General features: G+C 34.0%; 14 protein-coding genes and 3 pseudogenes. 15 read left to right on the top strand and 2 right to left on the bottom strand.

Annotated features, from left to right (window positions below):
* Window positions 1–31: 31 nt before the first annotated feature.
* Together KFD70_RS14780 and KFD70_RS14775 are read right to left on the bottom strand one after the other, a co-directional pair.
* Window positions 32–1,072, bottom strand: coding sequence for an ABC transporter permease (locus KFD70_RS14780; RefSeq protein ID WP_336453659.1), 1,041 nt, complete (start codon window positions 1,070–1,072; stop codon window positions 32–34).
* Window positions 1,069–1,971, bottom strand: coding sequence for an ABC transporter permease subunit (locus tag KFD70_RS14775; RefSeq protein ID WP_336453658.1), 903 nt, complete (start codon window positions 1,969–1,971; stop codon window positions 1,069–1,071). Before KFD70_RS14775 ends, KFD70_RS14780 begins: the two co-directional genes overlap by 4 nt.
* Window positions 1,972–2,105: 134 nt before the next feature.
* Between KFD70_RS14775 and KFD70_RS14770 the strand changes: the two genes are divergently transcribed.
* The 15 genes and pseudogenes from KFD70_RS14770 to KFD70_RS14700 all read left to right on the top strand — a co-directional run bounded on the left by KFD70_RS14770 (window position 2,106) and on the right by KFD70_RS14700 (window position 19,082).
* A complete protein-coding gene (locus KFD70_RS14770; protein WP_336453657.1) occupies window positions 2,106–2,672 on the top strand; it encodes a GNAT family N-acetyltransferase in 567 nt (188 codons plus the stop codon).
* Between the two features lie 6 nt (window positions 2,673–2,678).
* Window positions 2,679–3,227 carry a 2'-5' RNA ligase family protein gene (locus KFD70_RS14765; protein ID WP_336453656.1) on the top strand — a complete coding sequence of 183 codons (549 nt, stop codon included), beginning with the start codon at window positions 2,679–2,681 and terminating at the stop codon, window positions 3,225–3,227.
* A complete protein-coding gene (locus KFD70_RS14760; protein ID WP_336453655.1) occupies window positions 3,224–3,709 on the top strand; it encodes a GNAT family N-acetyltransferase in 486 nt (161 codons plus the stop codon). The genes KFD70_RS14765 and KFD70_RS14760 overlap by 4 nt, the downstream gene beginning before the upstream one ends.
* A gap of 517 nt (window positions 3,710–4,226) precedes the next feature.
* Window positions 4,227–4,523 carry a WXG100 family type VII secretion target gene (locus KFD70_RS14755; RefSeq protein ID WP_241815638.1) on the top strand — a complete coding sequence of 99 codons (297 nt, stop codon included), beginning with the start codon at window positions 4,227–4,229 and terminating at the stop codon, window positions 4,521–4,523.
* 154 nt (window positions 4,524–4,677) lie between these two features.
* On the top strand, window positions 4,678–8,352 hold the full coding sequence (gene esaA / locus KFD70_RS14750; protein ID WP_336453654.1) for a type VII secretion protein EsaA: 3,675 nt from the start codon (window positions 4,678–4,680) through the stop codon (window positions 8,350–8,352).
* Window positions 8,324–8,827, top strand: coding sequence for a type VII secretion protein EssA (gene essA / locus KFD70_RS14745; RefSeq protein ID WP_336453653.1), 504 nt, complete (start codon window positions 8,324–8,326; stop codon window positions 8,825–8,827). Before esaA ends, essA begins: the two co-directional genes overlap by 29 nt.
* Before the next feature lie 12 nt (window positions 8,828–8,839).
* A complete protein-coding gene (locus KFD70_RS14740) occupies window positions 8,840–9,091 on the top strand; it encodes an EsaB/YukD family protein (RefSeq protein WP_336453652.1) in 252 nt (83 codons plus the stop codon).
* A gap of 77 nt (window positions 9,092–9,168) precedes the next feature.
* Window positions 9,169–10,368 carry a type VII secretion protein EssB gene (gene essB / locus KFD70_RS14735; RefSeq protein ID WP_336453651.1) on the top strand — a complete coding sequence of 400 codons (1,200 nt, stop codon included), beginning with the start codon at window positions 9,169–9,171 and terminating at the stop codon, window positions 10,366–10,368.
* 126 nt (window positions 10,369–10,494) lie between these two features.
* Window positions 10,495–10,779: pseudogene (locus tag KFD70_RS14730) on the top strand (FtsK/SpoIIIE N-terminal domain-containing protein); the annotation flags it as partial.
* Window positions 10,771–15,000 (top strand): annotated as a pseudogene (essC, locus tag KFD70_RS14725) (type VII secretion protein EssC); the annotation flags it as partial. The pseudogenes KFD70_RS14730 and essC, both read left to right, overlap by 9 nt.
* A complete protein-coding gene (locus KFD70_RS14720; protein ID WP_431613215.1) occupies window positions 14,997–15,821 on the top strand; it encodes a DUF3952 domain-containing protein in 825 nt (274 codons plus the stop codon). The pseudogene essC and the gene KFD70_RS14720, both read left to right, overlap by 4 nt.
* A gap of 23 nt (window positions 15,822–15,844) precedes the next feature.
* A complete protein-coding gene (locus KFD70_RS14715) occupies window positions 15,845–17,314 on the top strand; it encodes a lipase family protein (protein WP_336453648.1) in 1,470 nt (489 codons plus the stop codon).
* Window positions 17,315–17,352: 38 nt separating this feature from the next.
* Entirely contained in the window at window positions 17,353–17,613 is a 261-nt protein-coding gene (locus KFD70_RS14710; protein WP_336453647.1) for a hypothetical protein, read from the top strand.
* Between the two features lies 1 nt (window position 17,614).
* The gene (locus KFD70_RS14705; protein WP_336453646.1) at window positions 17,615–17,959 is read left to right on the top strand and encodes a DUF4176 domain-containing protein; all 345 of its coding nucleotides are present in this window, start codon (window positions 17,615–17,617) and stop codon (window positions 17,957–17,959) included.
* A gap of 137 nt (window positions 17,960–18,096) precedes the next feature.
* A pseudogene (locus KFD70_RS14700) lies at window positions 18,097–19,082 on the top strand (hypothetical protein).
* Window positions 19,083–19,260 lie beyond the last annotated feature (178 nt).

Genomic DNA, 19,260 nt, shown 5'->3' with positions numbered 1-19,260 from the left:
GATATAACAGCAGTTTCGTCTAATCACATTTTTACAAATGTAGAGAAGACTGTTTTCGTTCTTCTGAAGAAACAAACGAAAAAGAATCTTTATTTTCTACATATATTTTTTGATCCTGAACAGGTTGTATCATAACTGTTTGGAAATTTCTTGATTTTAGTGCGTCTTGAATTCCAGTTGTCATGAGTTTAATGAAGAGTATTGTAATAAAGAATGTAATGAGTGTATAAAAAATAATCCATAATGAAAGATTCATTTCATAACGATTTAATCCGATAAGACCTGCCCAATCATTTGAGAGTGAAACGGGTTTGAACTCACCTTGGTCCACTTCTTTCAGTTGTACCCCGCCGATCACAATGTTAAGTAATGCCAAGTGAATCGTGAGTATGAGTGTTTGTACAATATGCTCCATAAATAAAACAAATATACGATCGATTAATAAGACACGTAAGTGTTTCTTTATAATATGGAAACGGCTTGCCCCCATTAATTGTGAACTTAATATATAATCTTTTTGCATAAATTCATCAACTTCTGATGAAATATATAACGAAATTGTAGGGAGAGCAATAAAAATGAGTATAATAGCTTGATAAAGTGCAAATGGGATATTTGGGCTTAGTCGATCCGCGTTTGATGTAATTACAATATTGACCGGTGTAATAAGTATAAATGCAATAAATACAGTTGGAATATAATAAAATACCTCTGAACATGCCTGAAAAAATCTTTTACATTTTGCGCCGTATAAACTTAATAGAACGCCTAAACATGTCCCAAATAAAATACGGAAAAAACTAATTACGATAGCGAATACAATTGTAAATTTCGCTCCGTCTAAAATTTGTAAGAAGATAGAATCCCCGAAACGGTCAGAGCCAAAAGGTGGCATTAAAGATGGTGGAAAGGGTGCCTTTCCAAGTAACTCATTCTTGTCATTATAAAGCAACAGAGGTGCTTGGGGTATACTATCTTTAAAGAAAAAACTATAAATAAAGCTAGCAATAACTAATGAGAAAAGATAAATGAATCCGACTAAAAAGCGTTTTGATTTCCAAATAGATTTCATAAAGTTTCTCCTTTCATTTGCTTTTGCCACCTATTCATCATGAAAGAAATGATTTGAAAGAGTATATAAAATGGTAAAATAATCATGATAAGTATGATAAATGTAGCAGCGGGTGAAATGAATGCTTTACTAAATAAAAATTGAATAATGCCTTTCATATTAAAAACAAATTCTAAAACGAACAAGTTAGAAAGCAAGAAAACAAAAATTGTTTTTAAATGATGGAAAAAGTGAATCGATATATTTTTGAATAAATGAATGCATAGTATATAACTTGATGAAAGGCCCTTTCCATATGCAACCTCTACATATTGTTTTTCATGTTCTTCTTTTATGTATAACACCATCATCCGAAACATTTGTAATGTAGGTAAGACTGCTAAAGATAAACTAGGAAGTAAATAAGCTCGATTTTCATTAAAAGAGATAATTGTGACAGGAGATTCTCCAAATTTCTGAAGTACCCAAATGAAAAATATTTGTAAACAAATCATCATCATCATATCAGGGATCGCTTCTAATATAAAAATAAATCTGTTAATCCATTTTTTAATAGAATCTTTCGCCAAAAAATAGAAAAAAGCCATGCTAGATGAAAGAAAAAGTGCAAGAAAAAAAGCTGCAAATAAAACAGTAAATGAATATACGTAAGGTTCTAAAACAGTTGGGAATAATGGTACTTCTTTTACATTACCAAACTTTGCGTCTGACGTTAAAACTACGAGGGATTCAGGGGAGAATACCTGTTTGAACATAGTGAAAATTTGTTTGAAAAATATAATTGGTTGAAAAGTGAAGCCGCCTTGCGTGACAAGTAAATAAGGTAGATTTAGTAATAGTAAAAGTGATAAAACAATGGATGAAAGTTTTATCACAAATTGAGATGTTTTGTTTAACATCAAATCCCTCCGTCGACTTTTTACAATATTATACAATAAATGACTTTATTATTGTTTGATTTTTCCAAAAAATAAATATAATATTATTAATATGTTTAATTCTAATATTCGATTTAATGGCATGGGAGGCAAATATGGAACGTATATATATGCAAGGGGAAAAAGTGATAGTAAGAAAAATAGAAGAGAAAGATATACAGTCGTTATATTCACAAATATATAAGGAAGAAGAACCTGAGTGGAAGAAGTGGGATGCGCCGTACTTTCCGTTTTCAATTCAGGAATATTCCGTGTACAAAGAAAATTTACAAGCACGATTAAAAGATGAACCATTATCTCAGCTTATTGTTGAGAATGAGGGGGAAATAATCGGAACTGTAGGTTTCTATTGGGAGTACAAGCCAACGCGTTGGCTAGAAATCGGGATTACCATTTATGAACCAGCGTATTGGAATGGAGGATATGGTACAGAAGCTTTGCGATTATATAGAGATTTGCTATTTAGGAATATGGAAATTGGTAGAGTTGGATTAACGACGTGGTCTGGAAATGAGCGAATGATAAAAGTTGCAGAAAAAATTGGGATGAAGCTAGAGGGGAGAATGCGGAAATGTCGCTATTACCAAGGGACATATTATGATTCTATTCGAATGGGGATGATACGTGAAGAGTGGGAAGCGTTAAAAAAGTTGAAGGAGTGAAGAGGGATGTATGCTGTTATTGCTACATTTGATGAAATATTTTCAAAGCACGTGAAAGAGATTAGAGAGGAACGAATAGATATTGGACATAACGAAGACATAGAACCTCATATTACATTAGCAGATTATCATACTTTGGATTTAAAACTGTATAGAGAGGAATTAGAAAAATTTACAGAACATATAGGGTGCTTTCCAGTTAGATTTTCTTCTGTTGGTACATTTCCTACAAATGGAACTATTTTTCTCGCACCAACAGTAACGGGAAGATTGTTAGAACTTCATCAATCATTCCATAATCATTTCGCGGATTTTCATGATCAGCCGCAGTCATATTATGTACCTGAGAAATGGGTACCGCATTGTACGATTGCAAACCGTTTAGACAAAGAACAGTTTATCCGTGTAATGGAATTTGTATATAAAGATTTCAGCGCACAAAAGGCAGTTGTAGAAAGTTTAAAATTAATTAAAGTAAACTATGAAAATGGTAATCCAGTTTCCTGTAACATATTAGCAGAATACAATTTGAAAAGAACGGAGACATCAAGATGACGTATGTAGTTAGAGATATGAACGCAAAGGATATTGCCGTTGTACAAAATGTGGCGAAAGTGGCTTGGCATGATACATATAAAGGAATTATTCCACAGGGGATTCAAGATGAATTTTTAGAGCGAGCGTATTCAAATGAAATGATGAAACGACGTATGGAACATTCGCACATATTCGTAGCAGAAATAGATGATCAAATTGTTGGATTTGCCAATTTTTCACCTATTAAATATCAAAATGAAGCGGAATTAGGAGCGATTTATATATTACCGGGACACCAAGGAAAAGGGGTTGGTACAGCTTTATTGCAAAGAGGTATTACCCTTTTAGAAGGTGTTCGAAAGATTTATATCCATGTAGAAGCCGCGAATGAAAAAGGGAAGTGCTTTTATGAAGCAAAGGGCTTTGCAGCTTTAGAGCAATTTGAAGAGAATTTTGAAGGGCATAAGTTGCAAACTATAAAAATGGTTTTATATACATAAAGAATAAAGCTAAAAGGAATTACATAATAAGAAGCAGCTGTGTCCCAGCTGCTTCTTATTGTGTAAGGAGAAGGGGAGTGTAGGTGAAAGTACAATCAGTGCATGTTGTGTTCTGATGGGATGAAGGGAAATTTCATGAAACAAGTATAGAAACAGGGTTTATGGTAATTGTAATGGAGTCAGAGAGTTTGGCTGGCAATATATGAATACCAATTGTAGAAATAGAAGAGGGAGATAATGGCAGAAAAAGTTTGGGATTTTTAATCCGTGATAAACAAGTTTTTATACAAGGAATTAAGGAGTATGTGTAAGGAAAATAGGATAATATATTCAAAAAAATTATATTTAACTATAATTTGGTAAAAAAATAATATATCGTAAAATGTTGATTTTAATATATATTTAGAATGATTGAAAAATTCCTTTTCAATTTATTATTATTATTCTATAATTATCCAGGTAGAGTTAAATTTTAGTTGATTCTACTAAATCATTCATTATTAAGGGGGAAATTTTAATGGCTGGACAAATTCGTATGAGTCCTGAGGAGCTTAAAGCAAAATCTGCTTTATATGGGCAAAGCTCTCAACAAATTGATGACATTCTTCGTAAATTACAAGGGTTACAGAATGAATTGCGAGGGGAATGGGAAGGGCGTGCTTTCGAAGGTTTTGATCGACAATTTAATGAATTAAGACCGAAAGTAGAAAACTTCGCACAATTATTACATGAGATTAATGTTCAACTTTCAAAAACTGCAGAAGCAGTCGCTTCTCATGATGAAGAGTTGTCACGTAATTTCGGCTTGAAATAAGAAACACTGATATTCTCTACATAAAAAGAAGGTTTCAAAGTTAGCCATGCGACTTCTGTTGTATGGCTAACTTACTTTCAAGAAAAGAATAAATTTTAATTTTTATGTGTAATAGGCAGGTTTTAGATTTTTTTATTCGCAGGAGTGATAAGTATTGAAAAAGTTTAAGTGGAGTGTCTTGTTGTTTATCGTGTTAGCTCTTGTATTTGCAACAGGGACGTCCTATTTAGCTTTAAATAAAAAGCTAAAGAAAGAAGATGAAAAAAACACTCCAAAAATGACGGTTGCTTTAGTAAATGAAGACCAAGGAACGGTATTTGAGGGAAACAAAATAGCGTTTGGAGATCAGTTTATAAAAAACATCAATAAAGACAATAATCAAGAGTGGTATGTAGTCAGTCGTGGGGTAGCAGAAAGTGGTTTGAAAAATAATAACTATAATATGATGATTGTAATTCCAAATGACTTTTCTAGAAAGGCTGTGTCAATTCATGCTGAAGCACCAGAGAAATTAACTTTAAGTTATAAAGTAAATGCAACTGGAAATAAAGAGTTAAAAACAGAAGCAGAAAAGACGGCAGCATCGATTTTAGAAGATTTTAATCGACGTATTATAGATGTTTATTTCGCTAGCATTATTGGGAAATTACAAGCTGCACAGGATAACGTTGGGGCAATTGTAGATAAAGAACAAGCACATATGAAAGTATATAAAACAGATGTACATAGTCCTTTGGCAAACTATACACAACAATTTAAAACAGTACAAGATTATACAGGTGTCTCGGTTGATAGTTTTAAAGGGTTTCAAGGGGTATTACAAAGGTTTGGGCAAACAATTGATGAGGGTGCGAAATCTAATGTTTCTTATTTAGATGGTTTCGGTAATCTCCAAAACTTGCAGACAAACAATAATTTGTTAGCAAATAATTTTTCAAATCAGCTCAATCTGTTTACTAGCGATCTCAACACAAATGATGTGTTAAAGCAATTAAGTGCATTAGAATCGGCGAATAAAGTAATAGCAAGCCATTTCAATGACTCAGATAAACAATCTGATGTTTTATCCGACTCAATGGCAATTCAACAATATTTAGCAGATGTCACGAATAAAATGAAAAGTTATGATGCGGAGCTAGCGGATAAGCTAAAGACAAATATCCAGGAAACAATCAATGAGAAATTAAAAGCAAAGCTGTCGGGTAATGATAAAAAAGAGATATATTTAAATACTTTAATGCAACAACCAAACGATCAAATTAAGAAACAAATTGAAAGTTTGATAAATAAGTTAGCAAGTATGAATGTTGAAGAAATTGATGGACTCACATTACCTGATGAGACAAAAACGCAACTGAAAAATGTAGTGAAAGTTTCTGAGAAGTATAGTGAAGAAAATGACTTCCATTATGAAGGCTCTAACGATATTCCATTAGAAAATACAATCAAGAATATTAAGAAGGGCTTAGCTACTGATGGAATTACTTTTGAAGATAAAGAAAAAATTTCAAAAATGGATGCAGAGCAAACGTTTAGTTTACAACTTCCAGAGGGATTTGAACTGTATTCAGGTACTGAATCTTTAATGATTAATGGGCAAGACCATACTGCAGACTATTTAAGTAATGGAAGCGTCAAGCTATCTCCCCAAGAAGCAGGGGACTTATCTGTTAGTGTGCATGTCAAATTATCAGATGAAAACGCAAATATTGATGTTTTTAAACCAGTAACATGGAAATGGGATTTGACTCATACTGCTGAAAAAACAACACCTTATCCAAAACCTGAAGTTACTTCTCCTGTTGATCCAGAAACAAACAATGGGAGTAATAGTGAACAAAATAGTCAAGTCGTTCAGCTAACAAATCGTGTGAAAACACCAGTACAGTCGATTAAACAATTGACTGATAGTACTACTGGCAATGAAACAACAAAGCCTAATAAAGATGGTGACAAGAAGCCAGGTGAAGGCGGCGGTACAACGGATCCAACGAAGCCAGGTGAAGGCGGCGGTACAACGGATCCAACGAAGCCAGGTGAAGGCGGCGGTACAACGGATCCAACGAAGCCAGGTGAAGGTGGCGGCACAACGAACCCAACGAATCCGGGTGAAGGTGGCGGCACAACGGATCCAACGAAGCCAGGTGAAGGCGACGGTACAACGGATCCAACGAAGCCAGGTGAAGGTGGTGGTACAACGGATCCAACGAAGCCAGGTGAAGGCGGCGGCACAACGGACCCAACGAAGCCAGGTGAAGGCGGCGGTACAACGGATCCAACGAAGCCAGGTGAAGGTGGCGGTACAACCGATCCAGGTGATGGAAATAAATACGGTGAAAAAACAGAACGTACAAATGACCATATTGTCCATCAGAAATCGGAAAATCTATCTTCAGCATCAGTAGCGGATGGTTTAATGAAGGATGCTGTAAACACAGTAAAAAATTATGAAGAATTATTAGGCCTATACCAACTATATTATGGGCTCGATATGAAAACAGAAGATTTATCAGGACAGTTAGAAACAGCATCGTTAAAAAATCTTGCTACACCAAATTCTCTTTATTACATGTTAAATAAACAAAATGTAATAGATATGATTACAAATCTTGTTTCATCTGAGATTCATGCAGAAGTTACGTCTGATATGGATCAAGTAAAACAAAAAATTAATGATTTACAAGTAATAGCTAACAATGCTAGCCAAAATTCAGATCGTTTAGCAGAAACATTTAAGCAAACATCAGAACAAGCTAATGTCATGAATACGAACTTAGCTGAGTATTTAAATGGTGCAGCGAAGTGGCGTGAAAATAGCTTGAAGCTGATGGAGGAACAAAAAGTATTAATAAGTAATCGTGAGGGAGAACAGACAGCTATATTAGCATTAGATACTGGGTTGAAATCGTTATTCACGCAGAGTCAATCGCTAGCTGAAAGTTCCAAAGGGACGTTGTTAGCCTCTGATGAGGTATATAAAACATTTGATCAAATTAATAATCAAGCAAAAGAGATTCAAGATAGTGGTGTAACGATTGTGTCAAAAGCTGATACATTATTAAACAATTTAACTGAAAAAGTATCAGATGATAAATCATTCTCGAAAAACTTCAGTAAAGTATTAGCGAATAGCCGCATTGGTGAACGACAAAATGAACAGTTATACCAATTTTTAGCGAATCCAGTTTTAAAACAAAATGATGGTGTTATTACAGCTGGAAATACCTTCACACCATATTTAATTGTATTAGTATGTTTTATTGTTTCTTTATTTACGTCATACGCGATTGCGAATCAAGAAAGAAAGCGGAGTCAAAAAGATGATTTTGAAGAGAAATTATCGATTTTAGATATGAACTTACCAGTTACGGCAATTACATTTGGAATAGCTATTGTTGAAGGAATAATAATTGGTATGATCGCTGGAAAACTATTGGAATTCAGCGGGAACCAAAAGTTAATTTGGATCGCCTTTATAACAATTACAATGATGGCTTTTGTCTTTGTTTCAACATATCTATTACGTCAAATAAAAATGATAGGTATGTTTATCTTATTGACATCCTTAAGTCTGTATTTATTTTTAACAGAAGCTGTTGGAGTCAAAGTAACTAAGACATCCCATCTTGGTAAGTTACGCGAATTTTCACCACTACAGTATATAGAAGACTTCTTCAACAATTTTATAAGTGGTAAAAATGATGGGCATGTCACTTTCGCAGTACTTCTTGTAATCGCAATTGTTGGATTTATTATGAATTTATTTGTATGGCATAAAAGGTGGGAGGAAAATAAGGACGATGATGAAACAGTGCATAAAGCTAGTTAAGTTATCATTTGTCTTTTTTCTTTTCTTGTTTGCCGCGTTACCCATGAGGGGCGCGGCAGACAGTTACCTGAATGACAATGGTAAACTTGAGTTTAAAGTGGATCGTGTACACCAAGAGAATCAAGAAGGAAATGAAAAAGGGCAACAAGAGACAGAACTTGATAAAGCGGCCATTCAACTATTTAACCCAGAAGTTGAAAAGCAAATTCATGAAAAACAAAAGAAAGAAACGAAAGAGATGAAAGAGTTGAATGACTCTTTATTTTTAAATACGAAAAAAATAGATGATATGAAAGACACACAGCAAAGCTTATTTTCAAAAGATTATAATGTGAAGGAAAGTTCTGGTGAAATAGATAGTAGCCAAGCAAAAACGGAAGAACCAATTAGTCCAACATTGATTGGATTAATCATTATTGGGATTATATTCATTTTTATTGGATTTGGAATCATCATTCGGAAAATTTTGATGTAAGGAGAATCACGAATGGCTATACAAACACATATTAACGTCACTGTTGATTTTCATAAATGGAATGGAAATACATACGATTTACGAATTCCAAATCATCAATCTGTTAAATATTTGCTTAAAAATTTAATTGAAACATTGAATATCGAACAATACGATACATCAAATCATGTAATTAAAGTTGTGAATAAATCGTTATTATTAACAGATGATGATAGATTGGTAGATTATCAAATAACAGATGGGGATATATTACAAGTAATATAAATTACATAATTATGAACAAAGCACGTAGCCTATTCAATGGAAATAGGTTTATGGTGAAAAAGGAGAAGAGGTAGAACATGACGGAGAAAATAATTCAGATTGATTCAATGGAGTATCGATTTGAAATAGAAGAAGATACTTGGAAATTAGAACTTGCTAAATCACAAACGCAAGTAAAAGATAACCGTCAATTGGAGTTATTAACAGATGTATCATCTATTTTTCTACCAGTAACTATAGAAGAACAAGATGATACATTTATTTTTACATATACAATAGAAAAGAATTTATTGAAATGGGGAGATTTAAAGGGATTAGGAAGAAATGAAAAATTACGTTTAATTCGAAATGTAGCCCATTTTCAAAAGTATTTACATAGAAGAATAACTTTCTTTTTACACCCTGACAATTTAGTATTTGATGCAAATTTAATGCCATTTATTATACATCGCGGAATTCGAGATATTGTCCCGCCAAAACCACTAACAGAAGATCAATTTTTATTCCAATACAAATGCCTTATTGTAGCGCTGTTTTCTAAAAAACATAGTTATGATGATTTATATGCTGGTTTATTAGAAAATGCAAAAGAAACGACATTTGAACAGAATGTCGTGAACATGGAAAGCTTTGAGGAATTGCTACAGTTTATTGAAGTGAATTTTCTAAAGGAACAAGAAAAGGCAGAAAAAACAATGCAGCTTGTTCCGAAAAAACAGTTTCAATTATTTAAATACTTAGCATTCTCGTTTGCGGCAGCAACAGTTATTCTAGCAGCACCAGTCGTTTACTATACCTTTATGAAAGTACCCTATCAAAATAAGCTTTTAGAAGCGAATAAAAATTTCCTAGCAACGGATTATGACAAAGTAATTAATAATTTGAGCGAAGAAGAGTTTGAAACATTACCATTCGCATCTAAATATGAGTTAGCGTATTCCTACTTGAAAGTAGAAAAACTATCTGATGCGCAAAAAGCAGCAATTATGAAAAATGTTACTTTAAAAAGTGATGAAAAGTATTTATTGTACTGGATTTATAACGGAAAAGGTAATTTTGATAAATCGTTAGATTTAGCGAAAAGTGTCGATGATCCACAATTAATTATGTATGGGTTAATTAAACAAATAGAAGCAGTAAAAAATAATCCGGATTTACCAGGAAAAGAGCGCGATGAAAAGCTAAAAACATTTGAACAACAATTAAATGAATATGAGAAAAAATATAGGGATTCATCCGATGAAAAAGATATATCGAATACAGAAAAGGCAAAGTAAACGGAGGGAGCTTTTGCTGAATACTGGATATATAAGCAACAAGAAAAGATAGGGAGTACGTATACATCCAACCTACGTATGTAAACTCCTTATAGATAGAGCGAACAAAAGGAGAAGTGGAGAAGTATGGAGCAGCTACTTGCACTAAGTTACGGCAATCGGTTACATAAATGCCGCTTGCATCCAACTGAACGGCCTACAGTGACGATTGGGAAAGAATGGTCAAATCATATTACTGATTTTGATTTAGAGGAATCATTAGTACTGAATTGGGATAATGAATTGGCTGCTTGGAAAATAGAAGAGAAAACTCTTTATTTTAATAAAGCAAATACGATTCAATTAAAAAATGGCAAAACAATGCGTATTTGGATTGCAACGGTAGAAGAAATGATTGTATATGATACATCAGGAAAACTTTCCATAGCAGTTAGTACAAATGACTATGATGACATAACAATTCAAGATACTGCTACAGATATTTTGTTTATTCGTGAAACTTTAAGTGAGCCCTTTAAAATAAACGTGTATGAAGGGAATGTGTTTCATAATTATTCTAAGTTAGAAGAGGCAGCTGAATTAGAAACGGGCGATCACTTATATTTTGATGGCATAACAATTCAAATGGGAAATGAAGATGTGCAAATATTCGGAGTGAAGAATCGGGTGAATTCCCAATTACCTAGTCTACTAGAAGCGGATAACTTATATCATGATGAGTATCCAGATTATCATCGTTCACCACGAATTATTTATCGTGAACCAGTTGAAAAAATGAAAATTGCAAGACCTTCCAGCAAACCAACAAAACCGACTGAACAATTAGCGAGAATTATTGCTCCATCTCTCGTAATGATTGCGGTAACTGTATTGTTATCTATATTCCAGTCATACGGCTTATTCATTTTTGCATCGCTAGCAATGACGATTGTGACTGTTGTTGTTTCGATCACATCGTACATAAAAAACTTAAAGCAATACAAAATTGATATTGCCGAGCGAGATAAGAGTTATAGGGAATACTTAGTACAAAAAACAAAGGATCTGTATGCTGAAAGTGAGAAACAACGTCATGCACTTCATTATCATTATCCAGACGTTATAGAAATTCGACAAATGGCGATAGAAGTGAATCCTCGTATATACGAAAAAACGATCATGCACCACGATTTCTTAACATACCGAGCAGGAAAAGGAAATGCGGATTCTAGTTTTGAAATTGAGTTTAATGAAGAAGAATTTAGTCAATTTAAAGATGAACTCACTGCAATGGCACGTGAGTTAAGGCAGCAATATCTTTCTTTAGCAGACGTTCCAGTTGTAACAGATTTAATGAATGGACCAGTTGGCTATATTGGACAACGTTCGTTAGTACTAGAACAATTACAACTATTAGTGATGCAAACCGCTTTATTCCATAGTTATTATGACTTACAGTTTATTACTGTTTTTCCTGAAGAGGAGAAGAAAAAGTGGGATTGGATGCGCTGGCTCCCGCATGCAAGTGTAAGAGATATTAATGTGCGCGGTTTTGTATACCATGACCGAAGTCGAGACCAAGTACTGAATAGCTTATATCAAATATTAAAAGAACGAAAACTGAAAGTAGATGAAAAAAGCAATTCAAGTGAAAAAATACATTTTTCACCGCATTATGTTGTCCTTATAACGGACGAAAAACTCATCTTAGATCACGTTGTAATGGAATTCTTTAATGAGGATCCAACTGATTTAGGTGTATCGCTTGTGTTCGTTCAAGATGTGATGCAAAGCTTACCAGAGCATGTGAAGACAGTTGTAGATATAAGAGACTCGAAAAAAGGAAATATTATTTTAGAACAAGGAGAACTTGTTAATCGTCAGTTCGTACCAGATCATTTTCCGGAAGGATTTAACTTAGAAGATGTGTCACGCGCACTTGCACCACTCAATCATTTACAAAATTTAAAAAATAGTATTCCAGAAAGTGTTACATTCTTAGAAATGTACGGCGTCGAAAAAGTGAATGAGCTAAATATTACAAGCCGCTGGGCAAAAAATGCCGCTCATAAATCATTAGCTGTTCCTCTTGGTCTTCGTGGTAAAGAGGACATTGTAAATTTAAACTTACATGAAAAAGCACACGGACCACACGGGTTAATCGCTGGTACAACAGGTTCTGGTAAGTCGGAGATTATTCAGTCATATATCCTATCTCTTGCAGTCAATTTCCATCCGTATGAAGTTGCCTTTCTATTAATTGACTATAAGGGTGGGGGTATGGCGAACTTATTTAGAAATCTGCCACACTTATTAGGAACGATTACGAACTTAGATGGTGCGCAAAGTATGCGTGCACTTGCTTCAATTAAAGCAGAATTACAAAAACGCCAACGCTTATTTGGCGAAAATAATGTGAATCATATTAACCAATACCAAAAGCTATACAAAGAAGGCGCTGTAACAGAACCAATGCCGCATCTATTCTTAATTAGTGATGAGTTCGCGGAGCTGAAGGCAGAACAGCCAGACTTTATGAAAGAATTAGTTTCCACAGCGCGTATTGGTCGTTCTCTTGGTATTCATTTAATACTCGCTACGCAAAAGCCAAGCGGGGTTGTCGATGACCAAATTTGGAGTAACTCGAAATTTAAACTAGCGCTTAAAGTGCAAAACACGTCAGACAGTAATGAAATATTAAAAACACCTGATGCAGCAGAAATTACACTGCCAGGACGAGCATACTTACAGGTCGGAAATAATGAAATCTATGAATTATTCCAATCTGCATGGAGCGGTGCTGATTACGTAGAAGATAAGGACGATCAAGATCGTCTTGATACAACCATTTATGCGATCAACGACTTAGGTCAATATGAAATCTTAAGTGAAGACTTAAGTGGACTTGGAAATAACAAAGAAGTTGCAACCGTACCAAGCGAACTGGATGCAGTTATCGATTATATTCATGATTACGCAGAAGATAGACAAATCGAAGCACTCGCAAGACCGTGGTTACCACCGCTTCCAGAAAAAATATTCCTGCAAGACTTACACCCAGTTCACTTTAAAGAAGCATGGAATGAAGCGAAGAAACCATTGCAAGCAACAGTTGGTTTACTAGACCAACCTGAATTACAGTCACAAACACCATTAACATTAGACATAAGTAAAGATGGACACGTTGCCGTCTTCTCAAGTCCAGGTTACGGTAAATCAACATTCTTACAATCTGTCATTATGGATGTAGCGCGTCAAAATAGTCCGGAGCATTTGCATGTGTATTTAGTAGACCTTGGTACGAATGGTCTCTTACCATTAAAAGGACTGCCACATGTTGCGGATACGATTACGATTGACGAGGCAGAAAAGTGCTTAAAATTAGTTGAAAGATTAACGCAAGAGATGAAACAACGTAAACGTATGTTAAGTGAATATGACGTCGCAAGCATAGAAATGTATGAGAAAGCTAGCGGTAAAAAAATGCCGAATATCATCGTTGCAATCGATAATTACGATGCAGTGAAAGAAGCTAAATTTTATGAGGAATTTGAAATGCTGATTATGCAAATCGTCCGAGAAGGTGCTAGCCTAGGAATTCATACCTTAATTAGTGCGGGACGACAAAATGCACTGCGTATTCAACTATACAACAACATTAAACTGCAAACATGTCTATATATGATTGACCAAAGTGAAATCTCAGGCATTGTAGGTCGATCTGATTTGAAAGTAGAAGAAATGGCAGGACGAGCAATTATAAAACTAGATTCACCGACATTATTCCAGTCGGCATTACCAACAAAAGCAGAAGACGAATTAGAGCAAATTCAATTACTCCAACAAGAAGCAAGTGAAATGGATCAAGAATGGGATGGAGAACGTCCGAAGGCAATTCCAATGATGCCAGAAGTTATTGACCTTCTAACATATCGTAAAAACAAGGACGTTACCAAAGCATTACAAGCAGGACAAGTTCCACTGGGTCTTGATTTCACAAATGTAGAAGTTGTTGCGCATGATATTGCGATTAACGATCATTTAATGATCTACAGCGTAGATGATAGTATGAGAAAACAAATCGTATCAAGTATACTTTCTCAAATGAATAAAGAATATTTTGAGAGTGTAACATTAGTAGATACAGCCGAGTATAGCTTCGTTCAATATAAAGACAATGTGACACATTACATCGTAGAAGAAAATGAAGTAAACGTTCATGTGAAATACTGGATGGAAGTGATTCGCGAACGATCTCTTGAACTATCACAAGCAAGACAAGAAGGAAGAGAAATACCAGTATTTACAAAACAACTTATCATCATGACAAACGTTGAAGAATTTAGTAGACTTGTTTACCTAGAAACGGACGACGCAACAACTTTAATAGATCTATCTCGTACAGTTGGTATTTACTTTGTCCTAGCAGGCCATCATGACTATGTAGATCGAAACCGAGATGCCTTACCGATGAAAATGAGAAGTAAACTAACAGCAGGCATCATCGCCATGCCATTAAACGACCAAAGTATCTTTAATATCAAATATATAAGTAACGAAGCACCTTTAGGAAAAGACGAAGTCTATTACTACCAAAAAGGAAGCATTATGAAACTTAAAATGCCAAGAGTAACGAACGAGGTGACCGTATGAAAATGAAAAAGAAAGCTAAGGTGATGATTGTTATGACGATAGTTGCGAGTTTATTTAGTGGGTGTGGTTTTGGGGAAACGAAAATAGACTACGAGAAATTTGTAAAAGCGTTGGATGAAGGCGATATGAAGACGGTTATGTCTGCGAGTGATGATGGATATGCGAGTGTAGAAGAACAAATCATACACTCCATTATAGAAGAAAAAGAAGATGGAGAATATAGAAGAACTATATATCAAACTACGGATGGTATATACAATACGAATGATAAGAGTTTATATGGAACTACAACACAAGAAATAGCTGATAAAACAACTAATAATAAAAATAAGGAGAACGATAGTTATAAATCAGAAGAAAAATATAATACCTATATTATTTATAACAATGATCAAGCGCAAAGTTTGAATCCAAGCTTAGACGTTTCTTCGATTAAGCTAGTTATAGATAATTTAGAAGGAATAGGGAAATTAAAGCCAGATAAAGATACAAAGGGGTTTGACGAACCAAACAGTATTGGTATCGGATTAACAGAAGTGCAATTTAAAGACATGATAAATGATAAATTAAAACTACAATATGATAAATTTCAAGATGCATCGATTGTTATAGATTTTAATTCTGCCAAAGACAGAAAAGAAAAAACGATGCGAATAAGTGAAATTACGATATCAATAACGTACGATAAAAGGAATGAGGAAGGCAAGATGTTGAAACATATTCAACAAATAGCAGTTAGATTTAATGGTAAAGAAGAAAACACTAAAAATGCTAAAAAAGAATATTTAAATTATAAAAAACAATATTACGATAACAAATAAAGTAAGGGGAGGTATGGTGAAATATGTCGAACAAGTTGAAAATATCCTCTGATTTAGGAAAGTTAGAGTTGGCTGGTGATGATATTTATAAATTTAATGCAAGAGAAAAGCCTTATAATAAACCTTATAATGAAAACAAAATTCAATTAGAGGATAAATTTAATGCTACACTCATAGACTTTGAAGACGATAAAATTACTGGATTCGGAGCTTATGCACTTAAAGATAATAATACAGGTGACATTACAATAGTATATGTAGGAACACAGCCAAAGCAAACATACTTTGGTATTGGAGCGATTGACTCTCCTGATGTCTGGGCAGATGCGTCAATTGGACTTAATAATTTGTTTAATACAGACTACCCCGTTAGGCAGTACGATATGGGGGGAGATTTTTATGAAAGAATTAAGAGAAATCATGGAAAAAATAATAATATAACGTTAATAGGACATTCGTTGGGTGGAGGCATAGCAAATACAGTTGCATTAAGAAATCAAAAGGATAATATTCCTGTATTAACTTTAAACCCTGCACCTGTATTGAATACGGATGTTGCCAAATACGGTGACGGTTCCAATATGAAGAATAACCTCAGTATTGTAAATGAGAATGACCCTTTGTATGGTGGCATAAAAGTTGCAGATTTTGTTATCCCTGGAAGGGTGTATATGATGCTGAATGGGGAAGGACATTCTTTTGTTGAGAACGGTGAATATTATGATGAAAATAAAGATTTACGTTTAAACAAGCTTAAAGCTGGGAATAGTACGGGGCCGGATTGGACTCCTGCTTTTTTTGAGATGTCAGGATCAGCAGGAAATTTGTATAAGGGGCTTGCTGGGAAAAAAAATCTTAGTGCAAAGGAAGAAGCTATAGTAGATATAGTGGTAAATGGTACGCCAGTTGGTGCACTAATATTTGCACTAACGACTGCGGGAGACTTTAGTCAAATAGCTAATAAATTCGAAAGTATAAAGTCAACAGCTACAACAGAAGCTATCAAATTTAGTATAACAGCTACGATAGAAATTAAGAGTGCAGTAGATACAGCTGTAGATTGGATTGAGACGACACTCGCTAAAGGTAAAGAAAAGGTATTAGAAGTACTAGAGAGTGTATTTAATGCAGCTGTAGATTTTTTAGCTGGACGCATCGTGGTGTATCTAGTGGCAACTGAAATTTTAGAGATTGCCAAAGAAGTAGCAGGTTCTTATGTGCAGGATTTACTAGATATGTTTAAAGGTGATTTTACAATAGATACAAATGTTACTGCAATTGCAGCAGAGCACATTTTAACTCATCGCCACTCATTGCTTCATCTCTTTATGAATGATGGTAGTAGAGGAATAAACCGTTCATTATTAGGTGAAATCTCAAAAGATGTAAAAGAGCTCTCAAAAGATTTGAAACAATTGAATGAAGATGTTTCAGAAGCAGTGTTTTCTATGATGGCAAAAGATGAAGAATTAGGTGCGGTTGCATATTATTAAAAATTGATATTGATAGAATGGAAGAAGGGGTAATAAATATGGATTTACATATGATAATGAATAAAGTTCATAGTACATTTCCAGATAACGGTGGACGAGATCAAATTATGAACGTAGTAATGCAACTTGAAAAAGCAGCATCAGCTTTAACGAGTGATATTAGAAGATTGGAAAGTAGTATCGATAGCAACTTGCAAGGAAAAACACGTGATGCCTTTATTGATCGGATTCGTCAACTAGAAAAAATGAGACAAAAAATAGAAGAGAAAATCGTAGTATTAAAAGGGACGGTTAATTAATATGAAAGATTATATGGAAAAAGTATTACCTTTAGGTAGTGTAGTGAGAGTAAGCTTCGCGGAAGAAGATGCAGATTATGTAATCACTACAAGAGGTGTTTTGTTAGATGATGAGACGTTCTATGATTATGGAGGAGTACTACATCCAGTCGGTTTGACAGGAGAAACATATAAACTATTTAATCACTCTGAAATTGTAGAAGTGAAGTTTGAAGGGTATCGAAATAAAATTGAAGGTCAATTTGCGGTTAAATTTAAAATATGGCGGAATGAGTTTGTAGAAAAAGTAATAGAGAAAAATAAAAGAGAGCAAAAAGATCAAGCGATAGAAACGCAAGAGCAATAATAAATAAGAAGGAAATAAGCTTTCCTCTTCCTGTATGGAAAGAGGGGAGCTTATTTTGATTGTGGGAAAAGATGGCTTTGAATTTGCTACACAACTAGGAATTATTTCTTACGTAAGGAAGGGGTATTAGGGGTTATATGAAAAGAATGAAAAATGTAATGTGGTTAGTGGTATGTTTCTTATTTTTGAGTGGTTGTAATTATGAAAATGAAGACCAGGTAAAAAAATACATAAAAGAAAAACATGGAATCGATGTTGTTGTAACAGATTGGGACGGTATACATGAAGGGAATATGGGACATACATATCATACTGTTCAAGCAAAAACAACAAAAATATGCAATTTCGAGTAGAGGTAGATGGCTTCTTCTATTCAACAATAAAAGGAGATGAATACCAATACGGAAAAAATACATATGAGGAATATAAGAAATTTAAACCAATTTTAAAAGAAATTAAAAAATTAGGTTACGAGGAATTTGAAAAAGAAAGTGTTCTTCAGTATATAGTTGATTATGAAGAAAAACCAACTGATGAGTTGTTACTAACTTTAAAAACGAGTAACAAGATTAATTATAGTCAATTTGAATCAGCAGAATTAGATTGTTTATATGCTCTATTTCAACTCATTCAGAAGAGTAATAAAAAGATTACAGAACTTGAAATTAAAGATCATAATGGTGAATATATAGGTCTCCCTTTTGAAAATGTACAAAAAGTTATAACGAAGGAAGAACTGCTACTAACAATGAAAAACACTTTAAGAAGTTATTGGACATATTTGATTCAAACTCAAACAAAAGTAGGAGATCGATTAAAGGAAGTTCAAAACGACCGTTTTGTATTTGAAGGTATTACTTGTTCACATCCGAAAGATGGGGAGTGTCCGGAGTATGAGGTGACTTTAGTTATTATGGACCAATATAAAAATAATCCCGATTTTTTTACCGAGGATATGACAAAGGTGACCACTATCCTTAAAGAGGAACTATATAATAAAGAATTTACTATCTTTTTAACCAACAAGGATAGAACAAGGGGGACATCCTGGTTATCATCAGAAGAAATCAAAAAAAGTAATAGCATCGAAGAATTTATAAAAGAACGGTATCCTAAGGAATAAACCTAAAGCACTTTTTACGTTTATTATTTGGTGTGAAAGCATGATATAAGTTCGTAAAATGAATCATTTGTATTAAAAGTGTAAGAGCATGTTTTAATCGTTTTTTCCAAATATGCTCTTTCTTTTTATGCACTTGCTAAGATCAATAACAATAAGTGAAGTAGGTATATTATTATTC

The sequence above is a fragment of the Bacillus pfraonensis genome, assembly GCF_050768835.1.
GTDB classification, from domain to species: domain Bacteria; phylum Bacillota; class Bacilli; order Bacillales; family Bacillaceae_G; genus Bacillus_A; species Bacillus_A pfraonensis.
Note: the sequence above shows the minus strand (reverse complement) of the source record. Positions and strands in the feature narration are given on the sequence as shown.